At 70.9% G+C, this 11,472-nt stretch carries 11 protein-coding genes; 7 read left to right on the top strand and 4 right to left on the bottom strand.

The window, feature by feature from the left end; all coding sequences use genetic code 11:
• The first annotated feature begins 340 nt into the window (after positions 1-340).
• Together groES and groL are read left to right on the top strand one after the other, a co-directional pair.
• Positions 341-649 (top strand): co-chaperone GroES, encoded by a 309-nt coding sequence (gene groES, locus GUY61_RS27325; RefSeq protein ID WP_166632916.1) that lies wholly within the window; start codon positions 341-343, stop codon positions 647-649.
• Positions 650-776: 127 nt separating this feature from the next.
• Positions 777-2,399, top strand: a complete 1,623-nt coding sequence (gene groL / locus GUY61_RS27320; protein ID WP_166632915.1) for a chaperonin GroEL — start codon at positions 777-779, stop codon at positions 2,397-2,399.
• Positions 2,400-2,490: 91 nt separating this feature from the next.
• On the opposite strand, the gene GUY61_RS27315 is transcribed toward groL, so the two are convergent.
• A complete protein-coding gene (locus GUY61_RS27315) occupies positions 2,491-3,267 on the bottom strand; it encodes an SDR family oxidoreductase (protein ID WP_166632914.1) in 777 nt (258 codons plus the stop codon).
• A 192-nt stretch (positions 3,268-3,459) separates the two neighbouring features.
• The gene (locus GUY61_RS27310) at positions 3,460-4,128 is read right to left on the bottom strand and encodes an MOSC domain-containing protein (RefSeq protein WP_166632913.1); all 669 of its coding nucleotides are present in this window, start codon (positions 4,126-4,128) and stop codon (positions 3,460-3,462) included.
• A 79-nt stretch (positions 4,129-4,207) separates the two neighbouring features.
• Between GUY61_RS27310 and GUY61_RS27305 the strand changes: the two genes are divergently transcribed.
• A complete protein-coding gene (locus GUY61_RS27305) occupies positions 4,208-5,167 on the top strand; it encodes a LysR family transcriptional regulator (protein WP_166632912.1) in 960 nt (319 codons plus the stop codon).
• A 102-nt stretch (positions 5,168-5,269) separates the two neighbouring features.
• On the opposite strand, the gene GUY61_RS27300 is transcribed toward GUY61_RS27305, so the two are convergent.
• Positions 5,270-5,596, bottom strand: a complete 327-nt coding sequence (locus tag GUY61_RS27300; protein ID WP_166632911.1) for a WhiB family transcriptional regulator — start codon at positions 5,594-5,596, stop codon at positions 5,270-5,272.
• A gap of 380 nt (positions 5,597-5,976) precedes the next feature.
• Between GUY61_RS27300 and GUY61_RS27295 the strand changes: the two genes are divergently transcribed.
• From GUY61_RS27295 to GUY61_RS27280, 4 genes are all read left to right on the top strand, one after another.
• Positions 5,977-6,588: a response regulator transcription factor gene (locus GUY61_RS27295; RefSeq protein ID WP_166632910.1), complete on the top strand. Its 612-nt coding sequence runs from the start codon at positions 5,977-5,979 to the stop codon at positions 6,586-6,588.
• A gap of 245 nt (positions 6,589-6,833) precedes the next feature.
• A complete protein-coding gene (locus GUY61_RS27290; protein WP_166632909.1) occupies positions 6,834-7,409 on the top strand; it encodes a sigma-70 family RNA polymerase sigma factor in 576 nt (191 codons plus the stop codon).
• A gap of 256 nt (positions 7,410-7,665) precedes the next feature.
• Positions 7,666-9,168, top strand: coding sequence for an IMP dehydrogenase (guaB, locus tag GUY61_RS27285; RefSeq protein WP_166632908.1), 1,503 nt, complete (start codon positions 7,666-7,668; stop codon positions 9,166-9,168).
• A 114-nt stretch (positions 9,169-9,282) separates the two neighbouring features.
• Positions 9,283-10,410 carry a GuaB3 family IMP dehydrogenase-related protein gene (locus tag GUY61_RS27280; RefSeq protein WP_166632907.1) on the top strand — a complete coding sequence of 376 codons (1,128 nt, stop codon included), beginning with the start codon at positions 9,283-9,285 and terminating at the stop codon, positions 10,408-10,410.
• Between the two features lie 172 nt (positions 10,411-10,582).
• Here GUY61_RS27280 and GUY61_RS27275 read toward each other — a convergent pair.
• On the bottom strand, positions 10,583-11,472 hold an 890-nt coding region (locus GUY61_RS27275), incomplete at its 5' end, for a nucleotide sugar dehydrogenase (protein ID WP_166632906.1).

The following is an 11,472-nucleotide window of genomic DNA, read 5'->3' as shown; positions in this document are numbered from 1 at the left end:
GGGACGCCCTGCACCGGCTGGCGTACGGCACGGCACCGGCAGGCGTACGGCACCGGCTGGCGTACGGCACGGCACCGGCAGGCGCCCTGCACCGGCAGGCGTACGGCTGAGGCGGGCGCCCGGGATCCGGCACCCGGTGGAACCGCCGCGCCGGATCACGCGAATTGGCACTCAGCTTGACCGAGTGCTAACCGCGTCATAGTCTCAGCTCTGGCACTCTCCCAGTGGGAGTGCCAGCACCACACGCGACGGGCAGGTCCGGCACCCGCGACGACGGATCCACCTGGTCGCCACCTCAGACAGTTAACCCCGTGAGATCTCCGAAGGGGGAGGTCGGATCGTGACGACCGCCAGCTCCAAGGTTGCCATCAAGCCGCTCGAGGACCGCATTGTGGTCCAGCCGCTCGACGCCGAGCAGACCACGGCTTCGGGCCTGGTCATTCCTGACACTGCCAAGGAGAAGCCCCAGGAGGGCGTCGTCCTGGCCACCGGCCCGGGCCGCTACGAGGACGGCAAGCGCATCGAACTCGACGTGAAGGTCGGCGATGTCGTTCTCTACAGCAAGTACGGCGGCACCGAGGTGAAGTACAACGGCGAGGAGTACCTCGTTCTCTCGGCTCGCGACGTGCTCGCGATCGTCGAGAAGTAGGTCGGGCGTCCGGGGGCGTTTCCCCGGGAACTCCGCACCAGAATTCTTTGATCTGCGCCCCTGGCCCCGCGTCATGACATGCCGGGCGCCCGGGGCGCAGTTCGTTTTGAGAGGACCCTGAAGCTCCATGGCGAAGATCCTGAAGTTCGACGAGGACGCCCGTCGCGCCCTCGAACGCGGCGTCAACAAGCTCGCCGACACGGTCAAGGTGACGATCGGCCCCAAGGGCCGCAACGTCGTCATCGACAAGAAGTTCGGCGCCCCGACCATCACCAACGACGGCGTGACCATCGCCCGCGAGGTGGAGATCGAGGACCCGTACGAGAACCTCGGCGCGCAGCTGGTGAAGGAGGTGGCGACCAAGACCAACGACATCGCGGGTGACGGCACCACCACCGCCACCGTGCTCGCCCAGGCGCTGGTCCGCGAAGGCCTGCGCAACGTCGCCGCCGGCGCCTCCCCGGCCGCCCTGAAGAAGGGCATCGACGCCGCGGTCAAGGCCGTCTCGGACGAACTGCTCGCGACCGCCCGCCCGATCGACGAGAAGGCCGACATCGCGGCCGTCGCCGCCCTGTCCGCCCAGGACAAGCAGGTCGGCGACCTCATCGCCGAGGCGATGGACAAGGTCGGCAAGGACGGTGTCATCACCGTCGAGGAGTCCAACACCTTCGGTCTCGAGCTGGACTTCACCGAGGGCATGGCCTTCGACAAGGGCTACCTGTCGCCGTACTTCGTGACGGACCAGGAGCGCATGGAGGCCGTCCTGGAGGACCCGTACATCCTCATCCACCAGGGCAAGATCTCCTCCATCCAGGACCTGCTGCCGCTGCTCGAGAAGGTCATCCAGGCCGGCTCCAGCAAGCCGCTGCTGATCATCGCCGAGGACGTCGAGGGCGAGGCCCTGTCGACGCTGGTCGTCAACAAGATCCGCGGCACCTTCAACGCCGTCGCGGTGAAGGCCCCCGGCTTCGGCGACCGCCGCAAGGCCATGCTCGGTGACATCGCCACCCTCACCGGCGGCGTCGTCGTCGCCGAGGAGGTCGGCCTCAAGATCGACCAGGTCGGCCTGGACGTGCTCGGCACAGCCCGCCGCGTCACGGTCAGCAAGGACGACACGACCATCGTCGACGGCGGTGGCGAGGCCGCCGACATCGCGGGCCGCGTCGCCCAGATCAAGGCCGAGATCGAGACCACGGACTCCGACTGGGACCGCGAGAAGCTCCAGGAGCGCCTCGCGAAGCTGGCCGGCGGCGTGTGCGTGATCAAGGTCGGCGCCGCCACCGAGGTGGAGCTCAAGGAGCGCAAGCACCGTCTGGAGGACGCCATCTCCGCGACCCGCGCCGCGGTCGAGGAGGGCATCGTCTCCGGTGGTGGCTCCGCCCTGGTCCACGCGGTCAAGGTGCTCGACGGCGGGCTGGGCAAGTCCGGCGACGAGGCCACCGGTGTCGCCGTCGTCGCCCGCGCCGCGGTCGAGCCGCTGCGCTGGATCGCCGAGAACGCCGGCCTCGAGGGCTACGTCATCACCTCCAAGGTGGCCGAGCTGGACAAGGGCCACGGCTTCAACGCCGCGACCGGCGAGTACGGCGACCTGGTGAAGGCCGGCGTCATCGACCCGGTCAAGGTCACCCGCTCCGCCCTGGAGAACGCCGCCTCCATCGCCTCCCTTCTGCTCACCACCGAGACCCTCGTGGTGGAGAAGAAGGAGGAGGAGCCGGCCGAGGCGGGCCACGGACACGGCCACTCCCACTGACGCCGCGGCGTCGGCTCCCGCAGCCCGTAAGAGGCGCGGTCACCTCCCCGGCGGGGTGGCCGCGCCTCTGCGCGTCCCGCCCGCGCCGACCTCAGCGCGTGGGCCCGTACTTGCGCCCCGTGCGGGAGGAGATGCCGCCCAGCAGGTTGCGGGGGATCACCTTCGCCGCGCCCAGCAGCACCTTGTACCTCGGGTCGGGGATCGAGACCGACTTGCCGCGCGCCATGTCGGACAGCGCCTCCGCGACCAGCTTGTCCGCGTCGAGCCACATCCAGTTGGGGATGTTGTCGGTGCCCATTCCGGCCCGCTCGTGGAACTCCGTACGGACGAAGCCGGGGCACAGCGCCATCAGCCGCACACCGGAGCCCGCCAGGTCCTTCGCGGCACCCTGGGTGAACTGCACGACCCAGGCCTTGCTGGCGCCGTAGGTGCCGCGCGGCAGGAACGCGGCCACCGACGCCACGTTGATCACCCCGCCCCTGCCGCGCTCGCGCATCGCCGCGGTCGCCGCCGAGGTCAGCCGGAGCACCGCCTCGCAGTGCACCTTGAGCATCTTCAGCTCGTCGACCATCGGAACGTCGAGGTACGCGCCCTTGTTGCCGAACCCGGCGTTGTTGACCAGCAGGTCCACCGGCCGTTTGGGGTCGCTCAGACGGGCCTCGACCGAGGCGATGCCCTCGTCCGTCGCGAGATCGGCGGTCAGTACCTCCGCCTCGATGCCGTGCCGGTCGTGCAGTTCCGTGGCCTGCTGGTTCAGCCGCTCGGTGTCGCGGGCCACCAGTACCAGATCGCGTCCGTCCGCGGCCAGCCGGCGCGCGAACGCGGCTCCGATGCCCGCCGTCGATCCTGTAATCAGCGCAGTCGTCATAACGGCACGTTAATGCCCGCCGCAGGCGCCGGGGCCACGGCCTTCCCGATCCCGGCACCGCGGCGGGGCCGCGTCGAGGGCCACGCCCGGCCCCCGAACCGCCCCCGGCCGGGCCCATGGGGCCCTTCCGCGGGCCCGCACACGGGGCCCGCGGAAGGGCCCCGCGACAAAGGGCCCGGACGCGGGGTGGTCTCAGGACCCGTACCTGGCGACGTACTCGCGGGCGTTGGCGAGGGCCTCGGCGTGCAGCGCCGGTCCCGCGGCGAGCACCCGGGGCAGCAGCTCCCGCTCCGTGGTCGCGGACCTGAACTGGAAGGACACGGTCACTTCGTGGTCCGGCCTGTGCACGATCTCGATGACGTCACCGGCCTTGATCTCGCCCGGCTCGACGACCCGGAGATAGGCCCCGGGCGCGGCCCTGCGCGTGAACCGCTTCACCCAGCCGCGCTCGCCGAGCCGGCTCGCGAAGGTCCGGCACGGGATGCGGCCGCTCGTCACCTCGAGCACGAGGCCGGATCCGATGCGCCAGCGCTCACCGATCTTCGCGCCGCTCACATCGACCCCGGCGGTGGTGAGGTTCTCCCCGAAGTCGCCGTTCGCGAACTCGCGTCCCAACTCGCGCTCCCAGTCGTCGAGGTCCTCGCGGGCGAAGGCGTACACGGCCTGGTCGTTGCCGCCGTGATGGCGCAGGTCGCACACCGCGTCCCCGGCCAGGCCGCTGCCGCCCAGACCCTTCGGCCCGGGGGCGGTCACTTTCACGGGGCCCTCGGCGGGCCGCTTGGCGATGCCGGTGGTGCCGGACGGCGCGTCCGTGTAGTCGACAGCTTTCGGGACGCCCAGATTGACGGAGAGAAGCCTCATGGACGTCACGCTAACACCAAGGTCAAAGTACCGAGCCGAGATTCCGGCCCGCCCCCAAGGGCCTCTTATACTCGGCTGCGTGATCGAAGCCCGTCATCTGCGTGTGCTCCGCTCGGTGGCCGCCACCGGGTCGTTCTCCGCTGCCGCCAGGGAGCTGGGCTGCACCCAGCCCGCCGTCAGCCAGCAGATGAAGGCGCTGGAGCACTCCGTCGGCACCCCGCTGCTGATCCGCACCGGACGCGAGATGCGGCTCACCGAGGCCGGTGAGGCCCTGGTGCGGCATGCCGCGGGCATCCTCGCCGGGCTGACCGCCGCCGAGGAGGAGGTGGCCGCGATCGCCGGCCTGCGGGCGGGCCGGGTGCGGCTGGTGTCATTCCCGAGCGGCAGTTCGACGCTTGTACCGGCCGCACTCGCCGCGATGCGCGCGGACCATCCCGGCACCCGGGTCTCCCTCGTGGACGCCGAGCCGCCGCGCTCGGTGGAGATGCTGCGGGAGGGAGAGTGCGAGATCGCGCTCGCCTTTCGATACCCGGCCGCGCCGCGGGCCGGTGGTGCGGGGGGTGCCGGTGGTGCGGGTGATGCCAGTGGTGCCGTCGGGGCGCCGCCGCTCGCCGAGTGGGAGGACCTGGTGGTCCGACCGCTGCTCACCGACCGGCTCGTGGGCCTCGTACCGGAGGGCCATCGGCTGGCGGTGGCGGACCGGGCCGGGATCGGTGAACTCGCCGGGGAGCCGTGGATCGCCGGGTGTCCGTGCTGCCGGCGCCATCTGGTGGAGATCTGCGAGGCGGCCGGCTTCACTCCGCGCATCGACTTCGCCACGGACGACTATCCGGCGGTGATCGGCCTCGTCGGTGCCGGTCTGGGCGTGGCCGTGCTGCCGGAGCTCGCGCTGGAGGCGGTGCGGCCGAAGGCCGTGCGGACGGTGGCGGTGGAGCCCGAGGTGCGGCGGGAGGTGGTCGCGCTCACCCTGCCGGACCTCGCCCGGGTTCCCGCGGTCGCCGCCGTGCTCGACCGGCTGGCGCACGCCGCCCTGCGCTGAGAACCATCGGGGGCCCAGACCTGTGCGGCCCGCCTCCGGCGGTGCCGGGACGGGTCGCAGAATCGTTTCTTCAATCGGTGGCCGGCGGAGTCCGTCCAGTCCTCAGCTCGTCAGTTTGTCGACGGCCGCGGGCGACGTGGTCACCAGCCGGTGCCTGGCACGTCCCATCAGCTCTTCCCGCTCGTCCTCCGTGAGTCCGCCCCACACTCCGTAGGGCTCGCGCACCGCGAGCGCGTGGGCCGCGCACTCGGCTCGTACCGGGCAGCGCATGCACACCTCTTTAGCCGAGGTCTCGCGCGCCGTCCTGGCCGCTCCGCGTTCGCCCTCGGGGTGAAAGAAGAGCGAGCTGTCGACCCCACGGCAGGCGGCCAGGAGCTGCCAGTCCCACAGGTCGGCGTTGGGTCCAGGAAGGCGGGAGAAATCTGCCATTGCTTACCCCTCATACCGTTTCTGGTGCGGACGCAGTGGTCATGACCGTACACATACCATCTAACTAGCATTAAATATGACTCATTGCGAATCTAGCCTCAGACACCTTGCAATGGAAGAAAAGCCGCTAAATGGGGCATAGGCTGCCCTGGCGAGTTCGACCCCGAACTGCGGCGGCGGCCGTGTATCCGTGCCCTCACGTGAGTGCCGAAGGTCGGCTGCCGGACCCGTAACTCTTTCGAGTGACCGTCGTTGAGAGTGCGGAGGCGGTTGAAACAGGAAGCTCTCGGGCGTGTGTCCGAGGCTGTCGACCGCACAGGTGACGATACGTACCCAGCCTGGAGGCTCAAGGTGACGCGCATCAGCTGCGGAGGGCGGCCATGACATCCGTCCTCGTCTGCGACGATTCCCCGCTTGCCCGAGAGGCGCTCCGCCGCGCGGTGGCGACCGTGCCCGGCGTCGAGCGCGTGACCACGGCGGCCAACGGCGAGGAAGTCCTCCGCCGCTGGGGCGCCGACCGTTCGGACCTGATTCTGATGGACGTACGCATGCCCGGTCTCGGCGGTGTCGAGACCGTGCGCCGGCTGCTGTCCGCCGACCCCGGGGCCCGCATCATCATGCTGACCGTCGCCGAGGACCTCGACGGAGTGGCGCTCGCGGTAGCCGCGGGCGCCCGCGGCTACCTGCACAAGGACGCCTCGCGCGCCGAGCTGCGCGCGACCGTCACGCAGGCGCTGGCGGACCCGACCTGGCGGCTCGCCCCGCGCCGGCTGCGCTCGGCGGACATGGGCGCGGCCCCCACCCTCACCGCGCGGGAGATCCAGGTCCTCGAAGGCATGAGTCACGGCCGCTCGAACGCGGAGATCGGCCGTGAGCTGTTCCTTTCGGAGGACACGGTGAAGACGCACGCCAGGAGGCTCTTCAAGAAGCTCGGCGCCTCGGACCGTGCGCACGCGGTGGCGCTCGGCTTCCGCTGGGGCCTGGTGCGATAGGTCCCGGAACGATCCCCGCCCGCCGTGCGCGGGCGGGGCGGCGGAGGCGCCGATACTCGTTTCCCGGCCGATGCCGCATCCTTGGAGGTGTGGAGTACCTCGGGGACGAGTCGGACGAGCGTGAGGGGAGGGCGCACGGCATGATTTCGGGCGCGCCTGCTCACAACCCCTCGGTGCATAACGCTTCGGTGCACAACCGGGAACACGGTGCGACGGAACCGGACCCGGCGAGGCACGATGGACCGATGCGCAACGACGAGCCCACGGTGATCGGTGCACTCGTTCACCGTGCCGTCGAGGGCGACGACCGTGCCACGCACGACCTCCTGGCGCACGTCCATCCACTCGCCCTGCGCTACTGCCGCACAAGGCTCTCCCGGCTGCCGGGCGACGCGCGGCACTTCGTGGAGGACCTGGCGCAGGAGGTCTGCGTCGCGGTGCTGCTGGCCCTGCCGCGCTACCGCGACACGGGCAGGCCCTTCGAGGCCTTCGTCTTCGCCATCGCCGCGCACAAGGTGGCCGATCTCCAGCGGGCCGCCATGCGCCACCCGGGCAGTACGGCGGTCCCCTCCGACGAGATGCCGGAGCGGCCCGACGACTCGCTCGGACCCGAGGAACGGGCGCTGCTCAGCAGCGACGCCGAATGGGCCAAGAAGCTCCTCGCCAACCTCCCCGAGCACCAGCGCGAGCTGCTGCTGCTGCGGATCGCGGTGGGGCTGACGGCCGAGGAGACCGGCCAGATGCTGGGGATGTCGCCCGGCGCCGTGCGTGTCGCGCAGCACCGCGCGCTCAGCCGCCTGCGGGCGCTGGCGGAGCAGTGAGCCGGTGACCGGGCCCGGACGGTGAGGGCCCGGACAGCGCGGTACCCGAAGCGGGGGCCGAAGTGCGGGACCCGAAGCGGGACCCGGGACGCGGGACCCAGGAACAGGGGTCCTTCGAGAATCGGTGGCCGGGCTCGAACGGCCCGCACCGTACAAACGTACAAGTGACAGGGGCCTCATCGATCGTGGAATGAGACGCCTGGGGATCCCGTTAGCATGGGGGTCCGCGCCGGGGCAAGAGCATTGGGAAGGTGTCATGACCGACAACGTCGACGGGATCCCCGCCAAATTCGCCACGCTGGGGTTGACCTACGACGACGTGCTGCTGCTGCCGGGCGCGTCGGACATGGCCCCCGACGAGATCAACACCTCTTCGCTCGTATCGCGCAACGTACGCGTCAACGTCCCCCTGCTGTCCGCCGCCATGGACAAGGTCACCGAGGCCCGGATGGCGATCGCCATGGCCCGCCAGGGCGGCGTCGGAGTGCTGCACCGCAACCTCTCCATCGCCGACCAGGCCAACCAGGTCGACCTGGTCAAGCGCTCCGAGTCGGGCATGGTGACCGACCCGATCACCATCCGCCCGGACGCGACGCTCGGTGACGCCGACCGGCTGTGCGCCAAGTTCCGTATCAGCGGCGTCCCGGTCACCGACGCGAACGGCAAGCTCCTCGGCATCGTCACCAACCGGGACATGGCCTTCGAGAACGACCACAGCCGCCAGGTGCGCGAGGTCATGACGCCGATGCCGCTGGTCACGGGCAAGGTCGGCATCTCCGGCGTGGACGCCATGGAGCTGCTGCGCCGCCACAAGATCGAGAAGCTGCCGCTGGTCGACGACACGGGCATCATCAAGGGCCTCATCACGGTCAAGGACTTCACCAAGGCGGAGAAGTACCCGAACGCCGCCAAGGACAAGGAGGGCCGCCTGCTGGTCGGTGCCGCGGTGGGCGTCGCCGGCGATGCCTACGAGCGCGCCCAGGCCCTGATCGAGGCCGGCGTCGACTTCATCGTCGTCGACACCGCGCACGGCCACTCCCGCCTGGTCGGCGACATGATCGCCAAAATCAAGTCGAACTCCTCCGTGGACGTGGTCGGCGGCAACGTCGCCACCCGCGACGGCGCGCAGGCGCTGATCGACTCCGGCGCCGACGCCGTCAAGGTGGGTGTCGGTCCCGGCTCCATCTGCACCACGCGCGTGGTCGCCGGCATCGGCGTCCCGCAGGTCAGCGCCATCTACGAGGCCGCGCTCGCCGCGAAGGCCGCGGGCGTCCCGGTCATCGGCGACGGCGGCCTGCAGTACAGCGGAGACATCGCCAAGGCCCTGGTCGCCGGCGCCGACACGGTGATGCTGGGCTCGCTGCTCGCGGGCTGCGAGGAGTCCCCCGGCGAGCTCCAGTTCATCAACGGCAAGCAGTTCAAGTCGTACCGCGGCATGGGTTCGCTCGGCGCCATGCAGTCCCGCGGCGACCAGCGCTCCTTCTCCAAGGACCGTTACTTCCAGGAGGGCGTCGCCTCCGACGAGAAGCTGGTGCCCGAGGGCATCGAGGGTCAGGTGCCGTACCGCGGGCCGCTCTCCTCGGTCGTCCACCAGCTGGTCGGCGGACTGCGCCAGTCGATGTTCTACGTGGGCGGCAGGACCGTCCCCGAGCTGCAGGAACGCGGCCGGTTCGTCCGCATCACCTCGGCGGGGCTCAAGGAGAGCCACCCGCACGACATCCAGATGACCGTCGAGGCGCCGAACTACACCGGACGCTGACCGCCGGGACGCCCCGCACGCCGGAGGAAGCCCGCGAGGCCGTGAGGCTCGCGGGCTTCCGCGTGTCCGTCGGGGATACTGGACGGGCAGACGTAGAGGGAAAGGCCACCAGACGTGACTGAGATCGAGATCGGGCGGGGCAAGCGCGGCCGCCGGGCGTACGCGTTCGACGACATCGCCATCGTCCCGAGCCGCCGCACCCGGGACCCCAAGGAGGTCTCGATCGCCTGGCAGATCGACGCCTACCGTTTCGAGCTGCCCTTCCTCGCCGCTCCCATGGACTCGGTGGTCTCCCCGCACACCGCCATCCGCATCGGAGAACTCGGCGGCCTGGGCGTCCTCAACCTGGAAGGGCTGTGGACGCGGTACGAGGACCCGCAGCCGCTCCTCGACGAGATCGCCGAGCTGGACTCCGACGACGCGACCCGCCGCCTCCAGGAGATCTACGCCGAGCCGATCAAGGAGGAGCTGATCGGGAAGCGCATCAAGGAGGTGCGCGACTCCGGTGTGGTCACGGCCGCCGCGCTCTCCCCGCAGCGCACCGCGCAGTTCTCCAAGGCGGTCGTCGACGCGGGCGTCGACATCTTCGTGATCCGCGGTACGACGGTCTCCGCGGAGCACGTCTCGGGGGCGGCCGAGCCGCTCAACCTCAAGCAGTTCATCTACGAACTCGACGTGCCCGTGATCGTCGGCGGCTGCGCCACGTACACCGCGGCCCTGCACCTGATGCGGACCGGTGCCGCGGGCGTGCTGGTGGGCTTCGGCGGCGGTGCCGCGCACACCACCCGCAACGTGCTGGGCATCCAGGTGCCGATGGCCACCGCCGTCGCCGATGTCGCGGCGGCCCGCCGTGACTACATGGACGAGTCCGGCGGCCGGTACGTGCACGTCATCGCGGACGGCGGCGTGGGCTGGTCGGGCGACCTGCCCAAGGCCATCGCCTGCGGTGCGGACGCCGTGATGATGGGCTCCCCGCTGGCGCGCGCCACGGACGCGCCGGGCAAGGGCCATCACTGGGGCATGGAGGCCGTGCACGAGGACGTGCCGCGCGGCAAGCGGGTGGACCTGGGCGTCGTGGGGACGACGGAGGAGATCCTGACCGGTCCCTCGCACAGCCCGGACGGGTCGATGAACTTCTTCGGCGCACTCCGCCGCTCGATGGCGACCACCGGTTACAGCGAGCTGAAGGAGTTCCAGCGGGTCGAGGTGACCGTCGCTCCCTCGCAGCACGACAAGCGCTGAACCTGGCGCCGGCGCGGGCGCTGGACGCAGGCGCGGAAGGGCCCGGACCGCTGTGCGCGGCGGTCCGGGCCCTTCCGCATGCCGGGCGCCGCACACCTGCAGTGCGCCGTCCGCGGGGCCGGGGCACGGTCCGGGCGTGGCGGAGGGCTGGAGGCGGTGCGCGGCGAAGTGGCTACAGGCGGTGCGCGGCGCCGATCGGGCCGGCGCCGCGCGTGTCGAGCAGCAGCTGGGCCTTCACGGCGAGGCTCTGCAGGTCGTACGTGCGGTGCTGCTGCAGGAGGACGGTCAGGTCGGCGTTGGCGGCGGCCTCGTAGAGGGAGTCGGCGCGCGGGACGGGCCGGTCGAGGACGCGCCAGTGCGGCACGTGCGGGTCGTGGTAGCTCAGGTGGGCGCCCAGTTCCATCAGCCGTACGGCGATCTCGTGGGCGGGGGAGCCCTCGAGGTCGGCGAGGTCGGGCTTGTAGGTGACGCCGAGGAGCAGGACCCGGGCGCCCCGCGCCGATTTCCCGTGCTCGTTGAGGAGTGTGGTGCAGCGCTGCACGACGTACCGGGGCATCCGGCCGTTGACCTCCTGGGCCAGTTCCACCGTGCGCAGCGGGCGGCCGGGGGTCTCCACCGCGGTGCCGTGGCCGCCGACCCCGGGGCCGGGGCGGAAGGCCTGGAACCCGAAGGGCTTTGTCTCGGCGCAGCGGATGACGTCCCACACATCGATGCCGAGGTCGTGGCAGTACATCGCCATCTCGTTGACGAGGGCGATGTTGACCAGCCGGTAGGTGGTCTCGAGGAGCTTGACCGTCTCCGCCTCGCGGGTGCCCCTGGCGCGTACGACCTTCTCGGTGAGCCGGCCGTAGAAGGCGGCGGCCGATTCGGTGCAGGCGGGGGTGAGGCCGCCGATCACCTTCGGGATCGCGGCGAAGGCGTGGCGGCGGCTGCCGGGGTCGAGGCGGCCGGGGGAGTGGGCGAGGTGGAAGTCCCGGCCCGCGACCAGGCCCGAGCCCTCTTCGAGGAGGGGTCGCAGGAACCCCTCGGTGGTGCCGGGCGGGACCGCGGACTCCAGGACGA

It is taken from the genome of Streptomyces sp. GC420, from assembly GCF_009916105.1.
Classification (GTDB): domain Bacteria; phylum Actinomycetota; class Actinomycetes; order Streptomycetales; family Streptomycetaceae; genus Streptomyces.
This window is presented reverse-complemented; position numbering and strand designations above follow the sequence as displayed.